Annotated in this window: 20 protein-coding genes; 13 read left to right on the top strand and 7 right to left on the bottom strand. The window is 73.8% G+C overall.

Annotation, left to right across the window (positions count from 1 at the left end; all coding sequences use genetic code 11):
* Positions 1-346: 346 nt before the first annotated feature.
* A complete protein-coding gene (locus tag ONA70_RS07915; RefSeq protein WP_265005676.1) occupies positions 347-745 on the bottom strand; it encodes a hypothetical protein in 399 nt (132 codons plus the stop codon).
* Between the two features lie 349 nt (positions 746-1,094).
* Between ONA70_RS07915 and ONA70_RS07910 the strand changes: the two genes are divergently transcribed.
* The 8 genes from ONA70_RS07910 to ONA70_RS07875 all read left to right on the top strand — a co-directional run bounded on the left by ONA70_RS07910 (position 1,095) and on the right by ONA70_RS07875 (position 10,601).
* Positions 1,095-1,916 (top strand): fibronectin type III domain-containing protein, encoded by an 822-nt coding sequence (locus ONA70_RS07910; protein WP_265005675.1) that lies wholly within the window; start codon positions 1,095-1,097, stop codon positions 1,914-1,916.
* A 152-nt stretch (positions 1,917-2,068) separates the two neighbouring features.
* Entirely contained in the window at positions 2,069-4,696 is a 2,628-nt protein-coding gene (locus ONA70_RS07905; RefSeq protein WP_406601164.1) for a fibronectin type III domain-containing protein, read from the top strand.
* A 30-nt stretch (positions 4,697-4,726) separates the two neighbouring features.
* Positions 4,727-5,722 (top strand): AAA family ATPase, encoded by a 996-nt coding sequence (locus ONA70_RS07900; protein ID WP_265005674.1) that lies wholly within the window; start codon positions 4,727-4,729, stop codon positions 5,720-5,722.
* A 10-nt stretch (positions 5,723-5,732) separates the two neighbouring features.
* A complete protein-coding gene (locus ONA70_RS07895) occupies positions 5,733-6,926 on the top strand; it encodes a DUF58 domain-containing protein (RefSeq protein WP_265005673.1) in 1,194 nt (397 codons plus the stop codon).
* Positions 6,902-9,250: a DUF3488 and transglutaminase-like domain-containing protein gene (locus ONA70_RS07890; protein WP_406601163.1), complete on the top strand. Its 2,349-nt coding sequence runs from the start codon at positions 6,902-6,904 to the stop codon at positions 9,248-9,250. The genes ONA70_RS07895 and ONA70_RS07890 overlap by 25 nt, the downstream gene beginning before the upstream one ends.
* Positions 9,251-9,281: 31 nt before the next feature.
* Complete coding sequence (locus ONA70_RS07885) at positions 9,282-9,539, top strand: hypothetical protein (RefSeq protein ID WP_265005672.1); 258 nt, start codon at positions 9,282-9,284, stop codon at positions 9,537-9,539.
* A gap of 154 nt (positions 9,540-9,693) precedes the next feature.
* Complete coding sequence (locus ONA70_RS07880; RefSeq protein WP_265005671.1) at positions 9,694-10,020, top strand: carboxymuconolactone decarboxylase family protein; 327 nt, start codon at positions 9,694-9,696, stop codon at positions 10,018-10,020.
* Entirely contained in the window at positions 10,020-10,601 is a 582-nt protein-coding gene (locus ONA70_RS07875) for a carboxymuconolactone decarboxylase family protein (RefSeq protein WP_265005670.1), read from the top strand. The genes ONA70_RS07880 and ONA70_RS07875 overlap by 1 nt, the downstream gene beginning before the upstream one ends.
* Positions 10,602-10,630: 29 nt before the next feature.
* Here the strand turns inward: ONA70_RS07875 and ONA70_RS07870 are convergent, their stop codons facing one another.
* A complete protein-coding gene (locus tag ONA70_RS07870; protein WP_265005683.1) occupies positions 10,631-11,530 on the bottom strand; it encodes an aminoglycoside phosphotransferase family protein in 900 nt (299 codons plus the stop codon).
* 162 nt (positions 11,531-11,692) lie between these two features.
* Between ONA70_RS07870 and ONA70_RS07865 the strand changes: the two genes are divergently transcribed.
* A complete protein-coding gene (locus ONA70_RS07865; RefSeq protein WP_265005669.1) occupies positions 11,693-12,346 on the top strand; it encodes a class I SAM-dependent methyltransferase in 654 nt (217 codons plus the stop codon).
* A gap of 44 nt (positions 12,347-12,390) precedes the next feature.
* Here the strand turns inward: ONA70_RS07865 and ONA70_RS07860 are convergent, their stop codons facing one another.
* On the bottom strand, positions 12,391-13,182 hold the full coding sequence (locus tag ONA70_RS07860) for an SDR family oxidoreductase (protein ID WP_265005668.1): 792 nt from the start codon (positions 13,180-13,182) through the stop codon (positions 12,391-12,393).
* 1 nt (position 13,183) lies between these two features.
* Positions 13,184-14,161 (bottom strand): LLM class F420-dependent oxidoreductase, encoded by a 978-nt coding sequence (locus ONA70_RS07855; protein ID WP_265005682.1) that lies wholly within the window; start codon positions 14,159-14,161, stop codon positions 13,184-13,186.
* A gap of 424 nt (positions 14,162-14,585) precedes the next feature.
* On the opposite strand from ONA70_RS07855, the gene ONA70_RS07850 reads away from it, so the two are divergent.
* A complete protein-coding gene (locus tag ONA70_RS07850; RefSeq protein ID WP_265005667.1) occupies positions 14,586-15,422 on the top strand; it encodes a DUF1028 domain-containing protein in 837 nt (278 codons plus the stop codon).
* 45 nt (positions 15,423-15,467) lie between these two features.
* Here the strand turns inward: ONA70_RS07850 and ONA70_RS07845 are convergent, their stop codons facing one another.
* Positions 15,468-16,193 (bottom strand): maleylpyruvate isomerase N-terminal domain-containing protein, encoded by a 726-nt coding sequence (locus ONA70_RS07845; RefSeq protein WP_265005666.1) that lies wholly within the window; start codon positions 16,191-16,193, stop codon positions 15,468-15,470.
* Positions 16,194-16,303: 110 nt separating this feature from the next.
* Between ONA70_RS07845 and ONA70_RS07840 the strand changes: the two genes are divergently transcribed.
* Positions 16,304-16,753, top strand: coding sequence for a YbhB/YbcL family Raf kinase inhibitor-like protein (locus tag ONA70_RS07840; RefSeq protein WP_265005665.1), 450 nt, complete (start codon positions 16,304-16,306; stop codon positions 16,751-16,753).
* A 1-nt stretch (position 16,754) separates the two neighbouring features.
* Here ONA70_RS07840 and ONA70_RS07835 read toward each other — a convergent pair whose 3' ends face one another.
* Positions 16,755-17,642 carry a phosphatase PAP2 family protein gene (locus tag ONA70_RS07835; protein ID WP_265005681.1) on the bottom strand — a complete coding sequence of 296 codons (888 nt, stop codon included), beginning with the start codon at positions 17,640-17,642 and terminating at the stop codon, positions 16,755-16,757.
* Between the two features lie 97 nt (positions 17,643-17,739).
* On the opposite strand from ONA70_RS07835, the gene ONA70_RS07830 reads away from it, so the two are divergent.
* The gene (locus ONA70_RS07830; RefSeq protein ID WP_265005664.1) at positions 17,740-18,423 is read left to right on the top strand and encodes a DUF3159 domain-containing protein; all 684 of its coding nucleotides are present in this window, start codon (positions 17,740-17,742) and stop codon (positions 18,421-18,423) included.
* A 284-nt stretch (positions 18,424-18,707) separates the two neighbouring features.
* On the opposite strand, the gene ONA70_RS07825 is transcribed toward ONA70_RS07830, so the two are convergent.
* Entirely contained in the window at positions 18,708-21,605 is a 2,898-nt protein-coding gene (locus tag ONA70_RS07825) for a glycoside hydrolase family 48 protein (RefSeq protein ID WP_265005680.1), read from the bottom strand.
* Between the two features lie 852 nt (positions 21,606-22,457).
* On the opposite strand from ONA70_RS07825, the gene ONA70_RS07820 reads away from it, so the two are divergent.
* The gene (locus ONA70_RS07820) at positions 22,458-23,957 is read left to right on the top strand and encodes a GH1 family beta-glucosidase (RefSeq protein ID WP_265005663.1); all 1,500 of its coding nucleotides are present in this window, start codon (positions 22,458-22,460) and stop codon (positions 23,955-23,957) included.
* Positions 23,958-23,981: the final 24 nt, after the last annotated feature.

Below are 23,981 nucleotides of genomic sequence, written 5' to 3'. Positions count from 1 at the left end.
TACCGCCGCCGGTCGCACCCGTATCGGCCGTTCCGCTGCCTCCGGCTCCGGTGATCCCGGTTCCGGCGTCCGGGGTGCCGGGTGGAGCCGGCGCGCCGCCGGCGCCTCGGATGCCGGTGCACACCTCCGCGCCACCGGCCGGCCGTACCCTTCCGCCGCCCCCGGTCATCCCGGTACCGCCGGCGCCAAACCCGGCGCCGGCGTCCGGGCCGCCACCGACCGCGCCCACCTCAGCGCCGCCGGCTGCGCCCACCTCGGCGCCGCCGGCGCCACCGGTCTCCGCGCCGCCGGCTGTGCCCGCGCCGGGTCCGGTCGCGCCGCCCCCACGTGCGGGCGGCCAGCCCGCTCAGGCGGAAGAGGCCGACGCGCGCCGGTCGGTGTCGGCCGACGGCGCTTCGCAGGCGCCGGGCTGGGACAATCCGACGATCCAGGTCCAGCAACTCGGTCCGCTGCTGAAGGAGGAGATGGAACGCGCCGACGGGTCGGCCACCTCCGCCGACCCGCAGGTCGCGCAGATGAGCGGTCCACCGGCGAGTGCCGCGCCGGTCACCGCCGAGCCGCTCGGCGCCGCGCCGGTCAGTGAGACGCCCGTGAGCGGACCGCCCGCGGGCCCGGCTCCTGTCAGCGCGCCGCCCGTGAGCGGACCTCCGGTCAACTCGTCGCCGGTCAGCGGTGCTCCATTTCTGGCGCCGCCGGCCAGTTCGCCGCCCGTGAGCAGCGCGCCGTTCAGCGCACCGCCGAGCAACGGCCCCTTCAGCCCACCACCGGGGAGCGTGCCGCCGCAGAGCGATCCGCCGGTCCAGGTGCCGCCGGTCAGCGCGCCGCTGGTGAGCGGACCGCCGACACCGGCGTATCCACCGGTCAGCGGGCCACCAGTCCCGGCGGACCCGGCGGTGAGTGCGCCTCCGACGCAGCCGCCGGTCAGCGGACCGCCGACACCGGCCTACCCATCGGTCAGCGGGCCACCAGCCCCGGCCTACCCGGCGGTGAGTGCGCCTCCGACGCAGCCGCCGGTCAGCGGACCGCCGACACCGGCGTATCCACCGGTCAGCGGACCGCCGGGCCCGGCGTACCCGCCGGTCGGTGGGCCGCCGGTGAGCGGGCCGTCCGCTGCCGCGCCGGTGAGCGCGTCGCCGGTGCCGCCGTGGGGGCTGACCGCGCCGCCGTGGAGCAGCGTGGGGCCGCCGCAGCCGGTCGACCGGCCGGCCGACGCGGGCGCCAGCCCGGAGCCGACCGCGGAGAAGGACGACGAGGCGGACCGGGGGCCGGTCGACCCGACGATGCCGAGGCCGGCGGAGCCGGAGGACGACAAGCCGCGGGCGCTGCCCGTCTATGACGAGCTGCTGGAGTTCCCGGAGTCGGAGCACCCGGCACCCGGGCCGCAGGCGTACCCGGAGCAGGGGGCGTGGCCGGCGGTGCCGGCGCCGTTCCACCAGCCGCCCGCGTACCCGGTGGCCGAGGAGGAGCCGGAGCCGCGCGGCCGCAACCGGGCGGTGGCCGTGGCGGTCGGCGCCGCGGTGGTCGCGGTGGTGGCGGCGGTGGGCGTGGGCGCGGTGGTGCTCAACCGCGACGCGGCGCCGGATCCGGGGCCGACGGCCGCGACGGGTGGGGTGAAGCCGAAGGTGAGCGGCCCGCCGCCGGGTGACCTGAAGTTGCGGGACGACAGCACCACGATCACGGTGACCTGGACGGACCCGAGCAACGGCGGGGTGCCGTTCGTGGTGGCCGGTGGCCGGGCGGGGCAGAAGCTGGGTGTGATGGCCACGGTGGACCCGGGGACGACGAAGTACACGGTGAACGGGTTGAGCCCGAAGCTGGACTACTGCTTCACCGTGCTGGCGGTCTACTCGACGGACACCTACGCCACCTCGGGTCAGGTCTGCACCGACCGGGAGCGGGGCTCGGCGGCGAACTGACCGGTCGTCCTGCGGCGACACGCTGGGTGTCCACAGCGGTGACGGTGCGGGTTACCCGATTGTCGGCCGGCCCCTATGATGGCTCCCGGCTCTGGGGAGGGTCGACGACGCGCGTCGGCGTCTCCCCCACCGACCTGGGGAGGCAGCCGGCAGTGGCAACCATCGAGGACGTCACGAGCGCCGGGGCGGAAGCGCCCCGTACCCGTTCCCGGCGGATGCGGGGCGGACTGGTCACCATCGGCACCGTGGCCGCGCTGCTGGCCGCGATGGGGTTGACGGTGCTCGGGCTGGGCGCCGCCGACAACGCGGTGGCGAACTACGACGCCTCCTCCTGGCTGTGGAGCACCACCCGCAGCGAGATGGCCCGGGTCAACGGGGTCACCGCGCGGGTGGACACCCGGATGGAGGTGCCGGGCGCGCGCCGGCACCAGATGCAGGTGGCCCAGACCGACCGGCTGCTGATCCTGCGTGATCTGAACACCGGTCAGGTCAGCTCGCTGGACCTGGCCACGTTGCAGATCACCGCGACCACGCCGACCGCTCCCGGGTTCGGGGTGAGTGTGGCGTTGCACGAGGATTCGGCGTTCGTGGTCGACGCGGTGCAGGGCATCGTGCGGCAGCTCGACCCGCGTGCGCTGACGCCGGTGGGTGAGCCGGTGCGCTATCCGCCGGGCATCACCGGCGGCGCGTTCGACGGGGCGGGCCGGTTGTGGATCGCGGTGCCGAGCGAGGGCACGGTGTCGGCGGTGACGGCGGGCACGTTGCCGAAGAAGCCGGGTGACGCGCCGGCCGCCGGGTTGAGCCCGAAGCAGGTGGAGACGTACGAGGTGGCCCAGCCGAGCCACGAGCTGGTGGTGTCCACCCTGGACGACGGTGTCGCGGTGCTGGACCGCACGTCCGCCTCGCTGGTGACCGTGCAGGGCGGCCGGACGAAGCGGGCCGACCTCGCCATCTCCGCGCCGGGCAGCCTGCCGGTGCGCACCAGCGGCCCACAGGTGCCGGTGACGGTGCCGGGCGAGCGGAAGGTGCACGTGGTGCACGACGGCACCGACGTGCGGCAGTTCACCGTCCCCGGCGCGGGTGACCGGCTCAGCCCGGCGGTGGCTTGGGCGGGCCGGTTCTACGTCGCTGACGAGGACACCGGCACCGTGTACTCGTTCGACGGCAACGGGCAGCTGGTGGACACCATCAAGGGGGCGGCCCGGCCCGGGCCGATGGAGCTGGAGGTCCGCGAGAACCACCTGTTCATCAACCCGCCGAACTCGTCCACCGCGCAGGTGGTGGATGACAAGAACCAGGTCCGTGACGTCAACAAGTACGCCAACGACGTGCTCGGCGGTGACCCGCCGCCGGCGCCGCTGCCGCCGCCCCCGCCGAAGAAGCCGAAGGTGGGCAAGCCCGGCGCGCCGCGCCGGGTGACCGCCGCCGCCGGTAACGCGTCGGCGCGGGTGAGTTGGCAGCCGGCCGCCGCCAACGGCGCCGCGATCACCAAGTACGTGGTGGAGGGCGCCGGTCAGCGCCACGAGGTGGGCGCGAACCAGCGCGCGGTGGAGATCACCGGGCTGACCAACGGCGAGTCGTATACGTTCGCGGTGCACGCGGTCAACGCCAAGGGCGACGGGCCGGCCCGCAGGAGCAACCCGGTCGTGCCGACCGCGGCGGTGCCGGACCCGCCGGCCAGCGTGACCGCGCAGGCGCGGCCGGACGGCACGGTGCTGGTGAAGTGGCCGGCGGCCAACGGCCAGGGCAACACCATCGCCCGGTACGCGGTGACCGCCACCTCGGCGGGCGCCACCGCCCCGGCCGGGGAGTCGGCGAAGACCGAGCTGGTGGTGCCGGCCGGCCAGCTGGAGTACGGCACCCAGTACGCGTTCACCGTCATCTCGGTCAGCGACAAGGGCGCCGGTTCCAAGGCGTCGCCGGTGAGCAACACGGTGGTGCCGTTCACCGCGCCCGCCGCGCCGACCGAGCTGAAGGCGTCCACGGTGGCCGACCAGCCGGGCACGGTCGCGGTGCAGTGGGCGCCGGCGGTGGAGAACGGCCGCCCGGTCACCAAGTACCTGGTGGACGTGGCCGGCAAGACCAGCGAGGTGACCGACACCCGGACCACGGTCGGCGGGCTCGGTAACGGGCAGAACGTCACGGTGAAGGTGAAGGCGGTCAACGAGGCCGGTGCCGGCCCGGAGGCCAGCACCACCGCCCGCACGGTCGCCGCGCCGCGGGTCACCGTGACCGGCTCGTCGGCGAACGCCACCTCGGTGACGGTGTCGTTCACCGTGGACGCCGGCGGCGGCAACGCCAGCTGCTCGGCGGCCACCGGCGGGAACACCGTCAGCGGCAGCTGCTCCAGCCTGCGGGTGACCGGGCTGACGCCGGGCACGCCGTACACGGTGACGGTGACCGCGACCAACGCGGCCGGCAAGGGCACCGCCACCCGCGACCAGTCGACGGACCCGGTGTTCGGCATCGCCACCTGCAACAACGGCTCCTCGGGGCCGGAGGCGACGTACTGCAACGCCGACGTGTCCGGCCGCAACGGCAACGAGATCTTCTCGATCCCGCAGCAGGTCAACTCGAAGCAGGTCGGCTGGGCGAAGCCCGGCACCCGGCTGCGGGCGTACTGCAAGAAGCAGGGCGAAGAGGTCTACGCCTACATCTACAACAACGACAAGCGCAGCACCTGGTGGGTGCAGGTCGAGTACGCCGGGAAGAACTACGTCCCGTGGGCGTGGCTGAACCTGGAGGGCGGCGACAACATCAACGTCCTGCCCACCTGCTGACGCGCCATTCAGTCGAGGAGCACCGCGCACGTGAACACCCACGAACCGCTCACCCAGCCGGAGGTGCAGGGCTTCGCCGCTCTCGCCGCCCGGCTGGCCGAGAACGTCAACGCGGTCGTGCTGGGCAAGCCGCAGGTGGTCCGGCTGGCGCTGACCGCGCTGTTCGCCCAGGGGCACGTCCTGCTCGAGGACGTGCCCGGGGTGGGCAAGACCACCCTGGCCCGGGCCATCGCGGCGACAGTGAAGGGCAAGTGGCGGCGTATCCAGTTCACCCCGGACCTGCTCCCCTCCGACGTGTCCGGGGTGACCATCTTCAACCAGGCCACCCGCGGCTTCGAGTTCCACCCGGGGCCGGTCTTCGCCAACATCGTCATCGCCGACGAGATCAACCGGGCGTCGCCGAAGACCCAGTCGGCGCTGCTGGAGGTGATGGAGGAGCGGACCGTCACCGTGGACGGCGTACGACACCCGGTGCCGCAGCCGTTCCTGGTGGTGGCCACCCAGAACCCGGTGGAGATGGACGGCACCTACCGGCTGCCCGAGGCCCAGCTCGACCGGTTCCTGGTGAAGCTCTCCGTCGGCTACCCGGACGAGTCCGTCGAGGTGGAGGTGCTGCGCGGCGCCACGGTCCGCTCCCCCGACTCGCTCACCGCGGTCACCGACACCGCCACCGTCGGGGAGATGGTGCGGATGGCCCGGCGGGTGCACATCGCCGAGCCGCTCTACGCGTACGCGGTGCGGCTGGCCGCGGCCACCCGCAACCACCCGCAGGTACGGGTCGGCGTCAGCCCCCGCGGCGTCATCGCGCTGACCCGGGCGGCCTGCGCGTACGCGCTGATCGACGGGCGCGGCTGGATCATGCCGGAGGACCTGAAGACCCTCACCGAGCCGGTCTTCGCGCACCGGCTGCTGCTCACCCCCGACGCCCAGGTGCGCGGGATCACCGCCGCCGAGGTGCTGCGCCAGGCGGTCGCCTCGGTGCCGGTGCCGCTGCCGTCGGGCCAACCGGCCCCGGTGTACGGCTGACGGCACCGGCATGGGGATCACCGCCCGGGGCATCGGGCTGCTCGTCGCCGCCGTCGTCCTGCTCGGCGTCGGCTTCCGGTACGCGTACCCGGAGCTGACCGTGCTCGGCGCGGCCGCTGCCGTCGCCGTCGGATACGCCCTGGTCAGTGCCGCTTGGCGGCCCCGGCTGACGGTGGACCGGCTGGCCGACCCGGACTGGGTGGCCCGCGGCGAGCCGGCCGCCATGACACTGACCGTGCGCAACACCGGGCGGCTGCGGGCGGCGAACCTGGTCGCCGAGGACCGCTGCGCCGGCCGGCTCGTCCCGGTCCCGCTGCTGCGGCTGCGTCCCGGCCACGACACCGAGGTCCGCTACGACGTGCCGACGCACCGCCGGGGCGTGGTGCCGGTCGGGCCGCTGCGGGTGACCCGCCGTGACCCGCTGGGGCTGGTCGCGCTGGCCCGCTCGTACGGCGACCGGGTGCCGGTCTGGGTGCACCCGCGCATCCACCCGCTGACGGCGGTGCCGACCGGGGCCGGGCGCAGCCTGGACGGGCGGACCGACCGCGTCCCGCACGGCTCGATCACCTTCGACTCGCTGCGCGAGTACGTGGTCGGCGACGAACTGCGCCGGGTGCACTGGCGCACCAGCGCCCGGGTGGGCGAGCTGATGGTGCGGGAGAACGTGGACACCAGCCTGCCCCGCCTCGTGGTGGTGCTGGACAACCGGGCGACCGCCCACCCGGACCGGGTGGACGGGGTGGCCGAGTCGTTCGAGTCCGGGTGCGAGGCGGCCGCGTCGGTGGTGGCCGCCGCGGCCCGGGAGGACCTGCCGGCGAGCCTGCTGCTGGTCGTCCCCGCACCGCAGGACCGGGCCGAGGCCGGCGACGGGTCGCGGCGCGGCGCCGACCTGGACGCGGCGCAAGGCCCACTGGACCGGCTCGCCGCGGTGGAGCTGACCGAGGACGGACCGGACGTGCTGCGTACCGCGATGAGCCGGCTGCGGCAGGAACGCCTCGGCGACACCCTGGTCTTCCTCACCGGCCCCGGCGCCCGCGCCGACCTGGGACACGTGACCGCCCTGCGCGGCCCGTACCCGTCGGTGGTGGTGGGCGTGTTCGGCGCGACCGAGCCGACGCCGGCCGGCGCGGCGGGGCTGACCGTGGTCGACGCCGCCGACGGCGCCGAGTTCGCCGCCGAGTGGGACGGGATCCGCCGGTGGTGACCCTGTCGCCGGCACCGACCGACACCGGCACCCCCGACACCCCCACACCGGAGGCGGGCGGCGGCCCGCTCGGGCGGGTGCTGCGGGTCGTACCGGTGCCGCTCGCCCTGATCCTCATGCTCGCCCTGACCGGCGTGGTGCTCGGCCGGGTCTACGCCGGGCCGCTGCTGACCCGCCTCATGGTCGGCGCCGCGGTCGGCTCGGTACTGGTCAGCGTGGCCGCCCGGCGGCTGCCGTCCTGGCTGGTGGCGCCGCTGTCGATGGCCGGCCTGGCCGGATGGACGGCGCTGTCGCTGAAGCTGGCCGCCGACCACGCCGCGCTGCCCGGCAGCCTGGGCGACGTGGCCGCGGACGCCGCCCGCAACGCGATCCCCCGGCTGCTCACCGCGATGATCCCGGTCGAGCCGGCACCGGACACCGTGCTGGTGCCGCTGGTAGCCACCTGGCTGGCCGGGCTGACCGCCGCCGAAGTGGCGCTGCGCACCGGCCGGGTGCTGCTCGGCTACCTGCCACCGGTGCTGCTCTACGCGGGCGCGGTCTACGTGGTCGGCCCGAACGCGGACCCGGCGATCGCGCCGACGGTGCTGTTCGCCGCGGTCGCCGCCGCCGGCCTGGCGGTGCCGTCCGGACCCGCCGACCGGCCGGCCTCCGCCGATCCGACGGCCGGCCTGGCCCCGGCGGTACGCGCGGCGGTGCGGCTACGGCTGCTCGCCGCCGGCGCGGCCGGCGTCGCCGTGGTGGTGGCACTCGCCGCCCTGCTCGCCCCCGTCGTCGCCGCCCAGGTGCACGACCGGCCGGTCGACCCCCGCCGGTACGTCGAACCACCGCAGGTGGAGTCGCTGGACGAGAACCCCCTGATCCGGATCTCCGGCTGGGCGCTGAACCCCGACCAGCAGCTCCTCGACGTCCGGACCGAGACGGGCGGGACACCGCAGGACACGCCCCGGATCCGGCTCGCCGTGCTCAGCGACTACGACGGGGTGACCTGGCGGGTCGGCGCCACGTACCGCAACGCCGGACGCATCCTCCCCGCCACCGACCCCGCACCCGGCGCCACCGCCGACACTGTCCGCCAACAGATCACCATCGCCGACCTGACCGGACGGCTGCTGCCCGCCGTACCCACCCCCCGCGAGGTCACCGGCGCGCGAGTGGCGTACGACCCGGCGACCGGGACACTGATCCGCCCGGAGGGACTGGCTCCGGGGCTGCGGTACACGGTCACCTCGGTGCGGGAACGACCCGACACGAACCTGCTCGCCACGGCGAACGTACCGGCCGGCGACGCGGTCGCCCGGGTGCTGCGGGTCGCCGACGGGGCACCCGAGCAGCTGCGTCGGCTCGCCAGCCAACTCGCCGAGGAGAACGGCGCCCCCTACGCCCGGGCCACCGCCATCGGAAACTTCCTCGCCGAGCACTACCGGGTGACCGCGGACGCCCCGAGCGGCCACGCGTACCCGAACCTGGCGTTCTTCCTCTTCGGGCCCCGCAACGGCGGCGGCCAGCGAGGCACCTCCGAGCAGTTCGCGGCGGCGTTCGCCGTGCTGGGCCGGCTCACCGGCCTGCCCACCCGCGTGGTGGTCGGCTTCGAACCCAAGGGCGACGGCCCGGTCCGCGCCGCCGACGCGTACGCCTGGCCGGAGGTGCTCTTCGACGGCCTCGGCTGGGTGCCGTTCGACCCGATGCCACGGCCGAACGAGGAACCCCGCCCGGTCGAGGAGGACTTCCGCCCCACCCCCGACGCCCCACCCCCGTCGGAAGTCCCGGCGCCCACCACGGAACCCACCGCCACGCCACCGGCCGCGGCCGCACCCGCCCCGGCCGTGAGGCGCGGGCTCGGCACCTCGGTGCTGGTCGGCGGCGGCGCCGGCGGCCTGCTGCTGCTGGCCGGGCTGGTACTGCTGACCCTGGCCGTACTGCGTCGCAACCTGACCCGGGCCCGCCTCGAACGAGGCGACCCCGGCCAACGCATCACCGGCGCCTGGCGGGAGCTGACCGACGCGCTACGCCTGTCCGGCCACCCCGCCGGCGACGACCTGGCCGCGGCCGAGGTGGCCGCGCAGGCCGCCCGTACGCTGACCAACGCCCGCACCACCCAGGCTTCCGGGCCGGGGCCCGCCACCGAGGCCCCGGACGGTGCGGTCGACGAGTTGGCCGGCCTGCTCAACCAGGTGGCGTTCGCGCCGGGCATCACGACGCCGGCGCAGGCCGACCGGGCGGCGGCCCTGGCCGGCGGGTACGTCTGCGCGCTGCGCGCCGCCCGCCCGTGGTGGCGGCGGCTGCTCTGGACGGTGCACCCCGGTCCACTGCGCTGGCGCCGCTGACGGCTTGCCCACCCGCCCTACCGTCGGGAACATGCCCACACTTATCTGGGCGAGCATCGCCACCCTCACCGTCGCGCTCCTGGTCACCGCCGGCTGGCGGTGGCGCGTGCGTACCCGATCCGGCCGCGAGCTGACCCGGGAGGAGAAGCTCGCCGCAGCTCGACAGGCGGCGCAAGGGCTGCGCCGGAGCGCCCGCCGCGCCGGCCCCGGCCTGTCCGGAACCGACAGCGCCCACCCGCGCGAGAACTGGGGCACCTTCTCCGGCGGTCCACCGAGCGACGTCAACTGACACCGGCCCGCCAGGACGAGGACCGCCCGTTCGCAGTTCACCGCGGGCCGTCATCCCGCTGCCTTTCTTCGGCCGCGTGTCGTGTTCGGCGGCGCGCCGTTCGTCTTATACCTAGAGGGCAGACAGCCGAGCTGTAGAGGAGGCGGATGACGCCATGGCGGACGAGGACAAGAAACGAGCAGCGCACCGAGCGCTCGTGGATCGCATCCTGAACGGAGAGGGCAGGGCGCCCGCGGAGCAGCGAGCCCGTGCCTTCGGCAACGACGCCCTCTCCCCACCGTTGGACACGCTGATCGGCAAGGTCGCCACGAGGCCGGCGCAAATCACCGAGGCGGACTTCGCCGCGGCAAAGGCGTCGGGCTTCAGCGAGGATCAGCTATTCGAGCTGGTGATATGCGCTGCGGTCGGCCAGTCCGCCCGGCTGTACGAAGCGGGACTGGCGGCCCTGGCCGAAGCAACCGCCAACGGGGAGGCCGGATAATGCGCCTCGACATCCTCAACCACGGCTACCGCCCCACGACCAAGCTGCTGTTCACGCTCATCCGGCTGTTCTCCGGGCACCCGGTACCAGACGCGGCCAAGCTCGTCTTCTATCGGCCCGACTTCTACGGTGCCCGGGCAAAGGAGTTCACCCACGAGGCGATGCGCGGGCCGTCCGCCTGGTCAGTAGGCGACCGGGAGCTGATGGCGGCCTACGTGTCCAAGGTGAACGAGTCGGCGTTCTGCGTGGCCGCGCACACCGCGACCGCTCGACGGGCATACCAGGACGGGCCAATGGTCGCGGCGGTGCTGGCCGACCTGGAATCGGCCCCCGTGGAGGAGCCGCTGCGGGCGACGCTGCGGATGCTCGGCAAGCTGACCGCCGAAGGAAAGCTCAGCCCCGAGGACATGCGCGACGTGCTGTCCGCCGGCGTCTCACGCGAGCAGGTCAAGGACGCGCTGGCGGTCTGCGTCGCGTTCAACACGACCAGCCGGCTCGGCGACGCCTTCGGCTTCGAGGTGCTGAGCCCCGAGGGCTTCGAGGCAGGAGCCCAGTACCTGCTCAAACGCGGCTACCGATAGCGCGTTCGAGGATCACAAGGAGCGCCGACTCAGTCGGATGGTTCGTCCGCCAGGATGCGGGCCAGGGTGCGCTGACCCATCCGGCTCATGGTCGGGTTGCTCTCGACGTAGTACCAGACGACCCCCATCGCCTGCACGAACGCCCACGCCTTGCCGCGCTCCCATTCGAGGTCGTCGCAGCCGAGATCCGCACGAAGCGCCTGCCGCGGCCCCGCGTCGAGCAGATGCCAGGCACCCACGAGATCCAGGGCAGGGTCAGCCGGCCCCAGGCCACCGACGTCCAGGATCCCGGCCAGGCGCCCGTCGGACACGAGCACGTTGCCGGGGATGAGGTCACCGTGGTTCATCACGTCGTCGGCCGCGCTACGGGGCAGGCTCCGCAGGACTGCCCACATTCCGCGCAGGCGTGGAACGTCCAGAAGACGTTCGCTGTTGCCGAAACAGGTGTCCATCCACGCGTCGTGGGATTGGAGATCGCCGCCGCGGCCGCCGCCGCTGAACGTCCGGCCACCCGTGTCGATGGCGCGCACCTCGGAGATGAACTCGGCCAGGTCGTGCGCGAACGCGACTGATCCGGCCGGATCCTCGTCGGTCGCCACGACGCCCGGCAGCCACGTCTGCACGGACCACGGAAGTGGATAGCCGACCCCGGGCTCGCCGAGCGCGACCGGCTCCGGCGTCCGGAAGCGGGTACGGCCCACCAACTCGCGAGCTGCGTCCGCCTCCGCCTCCAGCCAGCGCCGCGTCGGTTCGACGTCCCGAAGCTCCAACGGGAACCGGGCTGCGAGCCGGTCGCCGATGCGGAAGATGGCGTTGACGGTCCCGTCCGACGGGACGTGCCTGATGGGCAGGTTCCGCCACTGGGGGAACTGCTCGTCGACCAACGTACGCACCGTGTCGACCGGCACGGTCAGCTGGTTGGCATGCATCTGCACGCCGGCAGCATCCCGCAACGTGATCTTCGGCCGCAACTGGATACCGGGTCGCCCCGCGCTTCTTGGACACTGAGGCGGCAGCCTGCTTCACCAACCGGGACGTAGGATCGCACCCGGGCGTTCATGCCGGCGAAACGGCTGTCCAGGGGGTGGGCGGTGACCGCACGCAACGTCGAGGTCGATGGCGACGGGCTCTATGACATCGACTACGACGACATCTACCGCTCCACTGCCGACTCCGGCGGGCCCCCGTGGGACATCGGTGGACCGCAGCCGGCACTCGCGCGGGTGCTCGATGCCGGTGTGAAGGGCCCGAAGGTGCTCGACGTCGGCTGCGGCACGGGTGATCTCGCGCTCGCCCTGGCCCGCCGCGGCTACGACGTAACAGCGGTGGACGTCTCGCGCGTGGCGATCGACATGGCCCGCGCCAAGGCCGCTGCCGAGGGCCTGACGGTGCACTTCGAGGTCCAGGACGCCACCGATCTGTCGTTGCCGTCGGCGCCGTTCGACTCGGTGTTCGACTCCGGCCTGCTGCACAGCCTCCACCGGCGCGGCCGTGGCGAGGAGAACGACTACCTCGCGCTGCTGCCGGGCCTCGCCGCGCCGGGCGGGACCGTCTTCGTACTGGCAGTGTCGTGGGAGGCGGGCCAGGGCTGGGGTGTGACGGAAGAGATGCTCCGCGCGGGCTTCGCCGAGCCGGAGTGGATCGACACGCGGATCGAGCAGATCCACGTGGCCGCGGAGACGGGCGACCAGCAGCTCGTCCTGCCCGGCTTCCTGCTCCGCACCGTCCGAGCCCTCGACACCTGACCCGCCGGCGCCGCCGGTAGGGCACGTGCCGGACCCCGCCGTGGTCAGCCGCGCAGCTTGCGGACCAGTTTGCGCAGCCCGGCCTGCCAGCCGTCCGGGTCCTCCGCGCGGCGGCGGGCGTAGGTGGCGACCTCCGGGTGCGGGAGGATGAGGAACCGCTCCTCGGCCAGTCCGGCGATGGTGGCGTCGGCGACCTGGTCGGGGGTGAGCACCGCGCCGGAGGCGGCGATCACGCGGGCGCCGAGGTGCCCGGCGGCGAGCCCGTCGGCGAGCATCGGGGTGTCCACACCCTGCGGGCAGAGTGCGCTGACCCGGATGCCCGCGTCCCGGTAGGTGATGGCGAGCCACTCGGCGAAGCCGACCGCCGCGTGTTTGGTGGCGGTGTACGGGGCGTCGCCCACCGCCGTCAGCACACCGGCCGCCGAGCACGTGAAGAGCAGGTAGCCCTGGCCGCGCCGCAGCATCGCCGGCAGCGCCGCCCGGGCGGTGTGCACGTGGGCCATCACGTTGACCTGCCAGGCCCGCTCCCAGTCGGCGTCGGGGACCTCCACTCCCCCGCCGGTGGCCACCCCGGCGTTGGCGCAGAACAGGTCGATCCGTCCGTACGTTCGCTCGGTCTCGTCGACCAGGGCGTGGACCTGCGCCTCGTCGGTGACGTCCAGGCCGACGCCGTGCGCGACCGGCCCGATCTGCTCGGCGACCGCCCGGGCCCGGTCGGCGTCGAGGTCGGCGAGGACGACCACGGCGGCACCCTCGGCGGCGAACCGGCGGCCGAGCGCGGAGCCGATGCCGCCCGCGCCGCCCGTGATCACGGCCACCCGATCGGTCAGGTTCACCTCAGTTCCCTTCCCCGCCGGGCCCGAGCCGGGGGATCAGCGCGGCCAGCGCCGCCGCACCGCCGGTGGCCAGTTCCGGGGTGGGCAGCAGCGCCAGCACGGGTACGTCCACGCCGTTGTCGGCGTACCGGCGGACCTGGGCGACGCACTGCTCGGGTGAGCCGTGCAGCACCAGCGCGTCGACCACCTCGTCCGGCACGGCCGCCGAGGCGCCGCGCCGGTCGCCGGCCGCCCAGGCCTCCCACATCGGGCCGAGCAGCGTGTCCCGACCGAGCCAGCGGTGGAAGGCCGCGTACGCGGGCACGGTGAGGTAGCCGGTGATCAGCCGCCGGCCGAGCGCCCGGGCGTGCGCGGCGTCCTCGGTGGGGCAGACGAAGATCCGCGCGGTGACCTCGAAGCCGGGGCGGCGCTCTCCCAGCTCGGTGAGGGCGGTGGGTACGTCGTCGGCGGCGAGCCAGTTGAGGATGACGCCGTCGGCCTCGGTGGCGGCCAGCCGTAGCATCCCGGGGCGCAGCGCGGCCAGCAGCAGCGGCGGGGGCACGGCCGGTGGGCGTTCCAGGGTGAACCGGCGGACGGTGAAGGTGTCGTACGCCTCGTCGACGGTGTCCCCGCGCAGTGCGGCGCGCAGGAAGCGCAGCATGTCGCGGGTCCGCTTGAACGGCTCGTCGAAGGGGGTGGCGTTCCAGTCCCGCACCAGCACCGGGGAGGAGGCGCCGATGCCGAGCGCGAAGCGGCCGGGGGCGGCTTCGGCGAGCGCGGCGGCGCTCATCGCGAGCAGTCCGGGTCCCCGGGTGAAGACCGGGGTGATCGCGGTGCCGAGGCGCAGCCGGGGCTGCCAGGCGGCGGCGAGGGCGAGGGGGGTGAAGGCGTCGGTGCCGGCGACCTCGGAGGACCAGACGTCGGTGAAGCCGGCCCGGTCGAGGGCGGCGTAGACGGCGGCGTGGTCGGTGAGGGTGACGCCGCTCAGCGGAACGGTGATGCCCCATTGGTTCGTCACCGGTCGATCGTGCCCGCTCGCCGTCGCCCCGAGCAAGATCCGGTTCGGCCCGGACGGGGGCGATACGCGAGATACCTACCGACACGCCCGGAAAGAGTGTTACGACTGCCAGCTGGCCCGGACCGAGTGCGGGAGGCGACCGTGAGACCCCCGACCGGCCATCCTGCTGCCGGCCAACGAGGGGGGCCGGGCGACTTTCCTGGAACTGTTCTTCGACCTGGTGTACGTCTTCGCGCTCACCCGGATCGGCGCCCGCGCCTTCGAGGACCTGGGCTGGTGCTGCTCGGCGTGGCGGTCGCCGACGCCCGCCGCGCCTGGGGCCGCCCGCCCGAGCCCGCCGCCCCACCGTTCTGAGCCACCGACTCGAGGGACGCCACCGCGCGGGTTCCGGCGCTACCATCCGCCGGTGACCTTCTCGATCGTCGCCCGATCCGCCGACGGCCGCCTGCACGGCGTCGCCGTGGCCAGCAAGTTCCTCGCCGCCGGCGCACTGGTTCCGGCGGCCGAGGCCGAGGTGGGCGCGGTGGCCACCCAGGCGCACGTCAACCTGGCCTACCGGACGCAGGGGCTGGCGCTGCTGCGCAGCGGGGTGGCTGCGGCGGGCGTGGTGGCCGGTTTGGTCGCGGCCGACCCCGGGCGGGACGACCGGCAGCTCGGCGTGGTCGGGGCGACCGGCGAGGGGACCACCTGGACCGGGCCGCGCTGCCACCCGTGGGCCGGCGGGCAGGCCGGCGACGGCTGGGCCGCGCAGGGCAACATCCTGGCCGGTCCACACGTCATCGACGCGGTCCGCGACGCCTGGCTGGCCGGCGTCGAGCTGCCCTTCCCGCAGCGGCTGCTGGCCGCGCTGCACGCCGGCGACCGGGCCGGCGGCGACCGGCGGGGCCGACAGAGCGCCGGCCTGCTGGTGGTGCAGCGGCGCGGCGGCTACGCCGGCACCGGCGACGAACTTGTGGACCTGCGGGTCGACGACCACCCCGACCCGGTCACCGAGCTGGGCCGCCTGCTCGACATCCACACCATGCTCTTCGGCAAGCCGGACCCGGCCACCCTGCGGGACCTCACCGGCCCGCTCGCCGAGGAGGTCGCCGCGCTGCTGGCCGCCGCCGGCCACCCGGTCGGCGCGGCCGGCCTGGACGACGCGCTCGCGTCCTGGGCGGGGGTGGAGAACCTGGAGGAGCGGATCGTGGCCGGCCGGATCGACGCGATCGTCCTGGACCACCTGCGCCGCACCGCCGGCTGACCGCACCGCCGCGCCGTATCGCGCGCGGGGCCGAGTCCGGGCCGGTCAGGGGGCGAAGGACAGCCAGCGGAAGTCCGCATCCGCGAGCACCGCTCGCTCACGGTCGGTGAGCGCGGACCGGCCGGTGGCCTTGCGGACCAGCGTCACCGCGTCCCAGCCGAGGCCGGGCGGCAACTCCAGCTCGGCGCGTCTGGCGCCGCGCCACGACCTGGAGCCGCCGGGCGGCAACGACCGGCCGTGGACCAACAGGTCCGCCACCACCTGCGCCGCCGTCGGGGTCAGCCACGGCCGCCGGTCCAGCGCGTCGGCCAGGTCCAGGCCGTGCACCCCGACCTCCATCACCCGGGTACGCAGGAACTCTGTCAGCGTCATCGCGTCGCCGTGCCGGGTGCGGACCAGCCGCCCCGACGGCTGCGCGGCGACCGCCGCGTCGGCGGCCCGCCAGGCCTCCGCGAACCCGTCCGCCAGCCCGGGTACGCCGGCCGGCCCGCGTGCCGCCCGCCGGGCGCTGTCGATCCGGTCCCGGTCCACCTCCGGGGTGAACTTGGCGCGCCCGAAGTAGCCGGCGGCGTCCACCTCGGCCCGGTCGGGGGCCGGCGCGGCGAGCATGTCGACCAGCCGCCCCGCGCCGGTGCGCACGTGTGCGAGCAGGTCCCGTACCGCCCAGGGCGGGCAGGGCGTGGGCCGGTCCAGGTCGGCCTCGGTCAGGCCGCGCAGCACCTGCTCCAGCCGCTCGCACTCGTCGCGGAACGCCGCGCGTACCGTGTCCATCCGCTCTCCCCGTCCGGTCCGTGCCGTGGTGCCCGGCCAGCCTGCCAGCACCGTTTCGCGGCCCGTCGGCCGGGTACGCGCCGGTGGTCGAGGAGAGGAGGGGCGCAACGATGGCCGGCATCATGCTGCGCAGTACCGCGTTCAACGACCATGACATGATCCCGGGACGCTTCTCGCAGGAGGGCGGGAACGTCTCGCCACCCCTGGAGTGGTCCCCGGTACCCGAGGCCACCGAGCTGGTCCTGATCGTCGAGGACCCGGACGCCGGGAAGAACCCGTTCCTGCACTGGCTGGTGACCGGCATCTCGCCGCAGTCCCGTGGGGTGGCTGAGGGCGGTGTGCCGGAAGGCGGCCAGGAGTGGCCCAACGACTTCGGCACCACCGGGTGGGGCGGCCCGAATCCGCCGCGGCACGCGGACCCGCACCGGTACTTCTTCCGCCTCTATGCCCTGGAGCGCTCGCTCGACCTGCCGGAGGCGCCGCAGGCCGTCGACGTGCACCGCGCGCTCACCGACCGCGAGTTCGCCAGCGGCACGATGGTCGGCACGTACTACCGGTGACTCAGCCTTGGTGTCGGGGCACCAGGCGGTGCACCACCGCGAGGACCAGCGCGGCCACCAGGGCCATCGTGCCGACGATGCCGGCCGCGCTGCCCGCGTACCCGATGAACAGTGGACGGCGGGTGAGTTCGTCGGCGGGGGTGCCGGAGCGGCCGGACAGCCAGGCGAGGGCGAGCCCGGACGCGACGAGCGCGACCAGGCCGGTCGCGCCGAGCAGGGCGGCGGCCACGTGGTGCGCGTCCTTGGTGGAGATCTTCGCCCGGTCCCGCTGGAAGAACAGGAGCCCCAGGCCGCCGACGGCCGCCCAGCCGCCGACGACGAGGTACGCGGCGACGGCGTCGCTGGGCCGGTGCCAGCCGGCGGACAGGGTGGCCACCCCGGCGGCGGCCGCGTAGCCGGTGCCGAGGTACGCGCCGAGCACCCGCAGCTTGTCGGGCAGCACCAGGATCAGCGCGATCGCCACCGAGGCGGCCACGGCGGTGTGCCCGCTGGGCAGGCTGTTGCCGGCCGCCGCCCGCTCAGGGTCGATACCGAAGTCGGGGCGGATCAGGTAGTACTTGAGGAACTGGGTGCTCGCGTTCGCGCCGACGACCAGCAGGGTGGCGGTGACGGCGAGCGCCTTGCGGCCCCGGATCAGCGCGATGAAGCCGACCATCGCGGTCGCCACCAACAGGGACACCACCGACATGGCGTTGAGGATCCGGCCTACCGGCCCGTCGATGCGGTCCTGCCCGATCCGGTTGCCGGTCAAGGCGACCGTGTCGAGCCACTGACCGAGCCGGGTGTGCACGGCGAACCGCCACACCAGCAGCAACACGGCCGCCTGGGCCAGGGCCAGCAGGACCAGCCAGACCGCCGTCCAACCCCTCGCCGTCTCCCGCACGCGCACCCGCACTCGCACACGGTAACGGCCACCGGGGCTCGCCGCTCGTCGGGGAACCGGGGCCGTCCCGTAGCGTGAGGACAGGCAGGTTGAGGGGGCGGGGATGACCAGCACACCGGAGCGGGAGCGGCCGTCGCGGGACCGGCCGGAGTCCCTTGCGGACGTGCTCGGTGGCCGGCGCGGGGCGGTCGACGCGACCGTGCCGCCGGTGGCGTTCGCCGTCGGCTGGCTGGTCGCCGGGTTGTGGGGCGGCGTAGTCGCCGCGGTGGCGGCCGGGGCGGCGGTGGCGGGCTGGCGGCTGCGTCGGGGGGACCGGCCGCGCTCGGTGCTGATCGGGCTGCTCGCGGTGTGCGTGGCCGCGCTGATCGCGCTGCGGACCGGGCGGGCCACCGACTTCTTCCTGTTGCAGTTGGCCTCCAACGCGGCCAGCGGGCTCGCCTGGGCGGTCAGCATCGTGATCCGCTGGCCGCTGCTGGGCGTGGTGGTCGGCGCGGCGCTCGGGCAGCGCGGCCGCTGGCGCCGTGACCCGGCGCTGCTGCGGGCGTACGCGCGGGCCAGTTGGGTGTGGGCCGCGACCTACCTGCTGCGGCTGGCGGTGTTCGTGCCGCTCTGGCTCGGCGGCCAGGTGCTCTCGTTGGTGGTCGCCCGGGTCGTGTTGACCTGGCCGCTGGTGGCGGCCGCGCTGGCGGTGAGCTGGCTGGTGATCCGGCGTTCGCTGCCGCCGGGCCATCCGGGGCTGCGGCATCCGGCTGTGCCGTCCGATGCGGACAGCCCGGTGGGAACATGAAGAGAGGCCGCCACGGGGGGAGCGGCCTCTCTTGGTGATGTACGTTACTCCGTTCCCGCCCGTCGTGTGATCCCCGGAGGGCGGGATTTTCGCGTGTTTTCGCGGCAAGTTCGACTCCGGGCGGAAGTGGTGGGCCGGTCCGTCCGCTGCGTCGGCCGGACGGCCGGTCCACCCGGCCCGACCGTGGGAATCAGGCCGTCCGCCGACCGGGCGCTGCGTTCCCCCTGCGCCCGGTCGACGTCCGTCGCGGGCGGGAGCCACCCGCCCGCGACGGACTCGTCACCTCATCCCTGCGGGAAGTAGGTGCCGTAGTCGGCGTACGCCATGGCGACGTCCGCCTGCGCCCAGAACCGGTGGTAGGTGAAGACCGGCTCGGCTCCGCCGTTGAGGTACGCCTGCACCTTCGGCCAGTCCGGGTCGTTCTTGTAGAACGACCGGATGTCCAGGAAGCTCTTGCCGGCGGCGATGGCGTCGCCGTTGGGCATCTTCCCGGTCCAGCCGGCGGGGATGTAGAGGCCCTGCCCGTCGGCAGCGTTGTAGACGTCGTCGAAGCGCTGGTAGTCGCCGCGCTTCTCCGGCGTCGAGACGCCCTTGGTGTCCGCGGCCGCCGACAGCGCGTCCAGCAGGCCCTTCGCGGTGGTCTTCGCCGCGGCGTTGCCGGACTTGGCGGCGTACGCGATCAGGGTTCGGGCGTAGGCGGCGGCGACGCCGACGTCCTGGCCCTTCGCCGTGATCTCGACGTGCAGGTTGGTGTTCGGCTGGGGGTTGGCCGGGTCCCAGTTGTTGGGCTGGCCGGTCCACTTCATGTCCGACGGGATCGCCCAGTTGGTGCCCAGCGTGGTGTTGGCGACGGCCCACGGCACCCACTTGTCCAGCAGCGCCTTGGCCTTGGTGTTGCCGGTCTGTAGGTACAGCTCGGCGATGCGCTGCATCGACCAGGCCTGCATGCCGAACCACTGGTTGGACGGCGGGTCCCGGTAGACCGGGGCGACGTCGTAGAACATGCCGTAGAAGGTGGCGGTGCCGGCCGGCGGCTGGGAGTAGCTGCCGTCCCAGCTGTTGGTGGCGCCGCCGGCGATGCCGCCCTCGGCAGACTGGAGCCAGGTGTAGAACTCCAGCTGCCGGTCGAAGCTCTTCTGCCAGTCGGCGACCGCGGTCGGCGACTGGGGCTTGAGCTCCGGCACGTTGGTCAGCGCCCAGGCCGCGAGCGGGTTCTGGTAGCCGAAGTGGTTGTGGCTGGAGCCGATGCGCCACGACCAGTTCTGCGACGTGTCGTACGCGCCGCCCCAGGCGTAGTACCAGGAGAGCAGGTAGTGCGCCGAGTCGCGGCCGCTGCCGGCGGGGCAGGTGGACGGGCCGACGCAGTTGCCGATCTTCTTGAAGTACTTGTCGAACAGCGCGTAGCGCAGGTAGTCGCCCATCTTGGCGGCCTTGGCCACGGTGGCCGCCACGTCGGCCGCCTTGCCCTGGGCCTTGGCCCAGGTCAGCGCCCAGTACGCGGCCTGCACGGCCCGGGCGTCGGCGTCCGGGGCGTCGGTGTACTTCCACTGCTTGGCCGGGGCGTTGGCCTCCTTGATGAACAGGTCGAGGTAGCCGTACTGGCCGCCGTGCTTGAACGTGTCGCAGGTCGGCTGCGGCACGGTCTCCCACACCGACTCCTGGGGGCCGCGCTGGAAGGTGTTGATGTAGGCCGGGCGGGTGGTGCCGTCGCCGCAGCGGCCGTAGCCGTACCGGTTGTCGACGTCGAGCAGCCACTGCATGCCGTAGATGTCGCCGGTGCCGTAGGTGGACTGCAGCTCAGAGCGGAGCGGGTCCTGGCCGACCGGCACGTTGGGCTGCAGCTGGGACGGGTACTGGCTGGGCTGGTTGTACTCGGCGGCGTACTGGGGGGTGCCCGGGGCGCCGGCCGTTGCCTGGTCGGCGTGGGACGGGATGATGTACTTTTCCATCACCGTCCAGGCGTTGTTGAACGGGCTCCAGTTCTGGGTGACCCGGCCGTACTGCGCCTCCAGCCAGAGCCAGAAGCTGAACGCCTCCGACGTGGTCTCGTGGCCGTAGTCGGGCGCCTCGACGATCAGCGTCTCGATCGAGTGGTACGGCACGCCCTCAGGGCTGAAGTAGCCCGAGTTCTTGATCTTGCCGTACTGGTCGAGGAACTTCTTGAGGTAGGCGTTGTCCCCGCCCGGAACGTCGTTGTCGATCTCGGTGGCGGTCACCGCGAGGGGCGCGTAGCCGCTCGCCGAGGCGGTGATGGTGGCGGTGCCGCCGACGGTGTCGGCGTCCTCGGCGGCCGCGGCGGTGGCGGTCACCCCGGTGTTCCAGTTGCTCGGGGTGAGGGTCAGCGTGGTCGGCGACACGGTGATGTCCGGGTCGCCGGTGACGGCGAGGGTCACCGGGACGTTGGCGGTCGGTGCGGCGCTGAGGGTGTACCTCACCGTGGCGGCGCCGCCCTCGTTGACGCTCACCGCCGACGGGGTGGCCACCAGCTGCGGGCCGGTCGCCGGGTTCACCGTGAAGGACTTCTCGGAGATCGCGGTGGCGTTGGCGTTGTCGTACGCCTTGGCCTGCACGGTGTAGCTGCCGGCGGGCAGGCCTAGCAGGTCGTACTGGTAGGGGGCGGTGGTGTCGGTGTTGACCAGCAGGCCGTTGCGGTAGAACTCGACCTTGGTGATCGTGCCGTCCGGGTCGCTGGCGGTGGCGGTCAGCGGGACGTCGGCGGGTGCCGCGAACGGCCCGGGCGGCACGCTGAGGGAGACCGCCGGCGGCTGGTTGGCCGGCGCGCCGTTGCAGGCGACCCCGTTGAGGGTGAACGCGGTCGGCTTCGGGTTGCTGTCGGTGAAGGAGCCGTTGAACCCGATCGTGGTGGAGGAGCCGGTGGGCATGCTGCCGTTGTACGACTCGTTGGTCGCGGTGACCTGGTTGCCGGACTGGCTCCACAGGGCCGACCAGCCCTGGGTCACCTTCTGACCGCTGTTCGGGAAGGCGAACTTCAGCGACCAACTGTTGAGCGCGTCGCCGAGGTTCTTGATGGTGACGGTGGCGGTGAAGCCGTTGGGCCAGTCGCTGGTCACGTACTGGACATCGCAGGCGGGCGCGGCCTGGGCGGCGCCGGCGGGCAGGGCCACCCCGCCGATGGCGAGGGCGGTGGCGACGAACATCGCCGTTCGGCGACGTCTGGCCATGAGTCTCATGTGCGCGGTGTCTCCTCGGACCGGGCCGGGACCGCAGGCCCCGGCGGGGCGCCTCCCACGCGTCGGCAGGACGTACGCGGGGGGACGGAGGCGCCCGGGAAGGTGGTCGACCCGGCCGTGCCGGGGGATCGGGTGCCGCACCGGGATTCCCGGGTGCCCTCGGCGACCCACGCTCGCGCGAGCTGGCTCCGCGTCGCGGTGAATTGAGAGTCTGCCATGGAAGCGCTCCCATCACAACGGGCAGGGCGGACAGGCAGCTCGATGTTTCGATCTCGTTCAGGGGCTTTGACAAACGGGTGACGGGCGTTACAGTCACAAGCATCATCGATGGGAGCGCTTCCATCGACGGATATATACGTACAAGATCGTCGGGGACACCCCTGTGCCCGACGTCCCAGCCCCCAGGCTGACGGCGGGCCAGCCCGGACGCCGCCGCCAGCCATCACCCACCGACATGGAGGGAGGTGGAACCAGAGCCACTCGCGTGGCCCGGCTCCCGCGCGACACGCACGGCAGGACGCCAATTCCACTCGTGCGTGTGTGCATCACAGGTGGGGACGGGGGTTGCCCTCCCCCGTCCCCACACTAAACCCCCGTTGTCGACGGGAAAAGAGGCCGACGGGACAGGCGCGACCGCCTCCCGGCCGGCCTCCTTCGCTTTCTGCCCACCCCTCGCCGCTCGCCCCGCCCCCGAGCGACAACCCGCCCACCAATCCCGGGCCGCCCGATCGGCCGGGCCGCGCGCACGCACCGGCGCGCCCGCCGAACGCGGCCAGCCGCGTCCGGCCTATGCTGGGAGCGCTCCCGGCCGTCGGGCGGCCAGTCACTCCGAGGAGAACATCGATGTCGCTACTCACCCGACGGCGCCTGCTCCGTCGTGCCGCCGCGTCCGCGACCGCCGCGGGCGCGGCCCGCGCCGGACTCGCCGGCCCCGTCGCGGCGGGGATCGCCGCCAGCTCCACCGCCGTCGCCGGCTGCGACGACACACCGGACACCGCCCCCGACAGCGAGGACTCCCCGCACGGGCCGCTGCGCTTTCCGCCCGACTTCGGCTGGGGCGCGGCCACCTCCGCCTACCAGATCGAGGGCGCGGCCAAGGAGGACGGCCGGGGCGAATCCGTCTGGGACACCTTCAGCCACACCCCCGGCCGCACCCGCAACGGGGACACCGGCGACGTCGCCGCCGACCACTACCACCGGTACGCCCAGGACCTCGACCTCATGCGCGACCTGGGCCTGCGCAGCTACCGGTTCTCGATCTCCTGGCCCCGCGTCCAGGCCGACGGCTCCGGCAAGCCCAACCAACGCGGCCTGGACTTCTACCGCCGCCTCGTCGACGGGCTGCACGAACGGGGCATCGCGCCGATGGCCACCCTGTTCCACTGGGACCTCCCCCAGGCCCTGCAGGACGACGGCGGCTGGGAGAACCGGGACACCGCCGAACGCTTCGGCGAGTACGCCGACCTGATGTTCCACGCCCTCGGGGACCAGGTGCCGGTCTGGCTCACCATCAACGAGCCGAAGACCGTGGTGCAGAACGGCTACCTCGGCGGACACCACGCGCCGGGCCGGCAGGACCCGGACGCCGCGTACCTGGTCGCCCACCACCTCCAACTCGCCCACGGCCTCGCCGTCCGCGCGCTGCGCGCCACCGGCGCGCCGGGCCGGATCGGCCCCGCGCTGAACCTGCACCCCTGCTACCCCGCCGACGACACCGCCGAGGCCGCCACCGCCACCCGGCTCTACGACGGCTACGAGAACCGCCTCTACCTCGACTCGATCCTCAAGGGCGCGTACCCGGAGGACGTGCTGGCCGACCTGGGGCCGGACAGCCGCATGGTCCGGGGCGTCCGCGACGGCGACCTGGCCGTCATCTCCACCCCGGTCGACCTGCTCGCGGTCCAGTACTACACGCCCATCTACGTCACCGGGCAGGGCGACACGGTACGCAGGTGGCCCACCTCGGAAGCCGACTGGCAGCAGATCTACCCCGAGGGGCTGTACGACATCCTGACCCGGGTCACCCGCGACTACGGCCGCATCCCACTCACCGTCACCGAGAACGGGCTGCCCTGCCCGGACCGGCTGGCCGCCGACGGCACCGTCGACGACAGCGGCCGGATCGACTTCCTCCGCGACCACTTCGCCGCCGCCCACCGCGCGATCCGCGACGGGGTGCCGCTGGAGAGCTACCACGTCTGGTCGCTGCTGGACAACTTCGAGTGGGCCGAGGGCTACGAGCAGCGCTGGGGTCTGGTCTACGTGGACTACCCGACGCAGCGCCGGATACTCAAGCGCAGCGCGCACTGGTACCGGACGGTGATCCGCAACAACGGGCTGTAGGCGTCGCGGCCCGGCCGGCGGCGC

Origin of the sequence: Micromonospora yasonensis (assembly GCF_026013475.1) — a bacterium.
GTDB lineage: Bacteria > Actinomycetota > Actinomycetes > Mycobacteriales > Micromonosporaceae > Micromonospora > Micromonospora yasonensis.
This window is presented reverse-complemented; position numbering and strand designations above follow the sequence as displayed.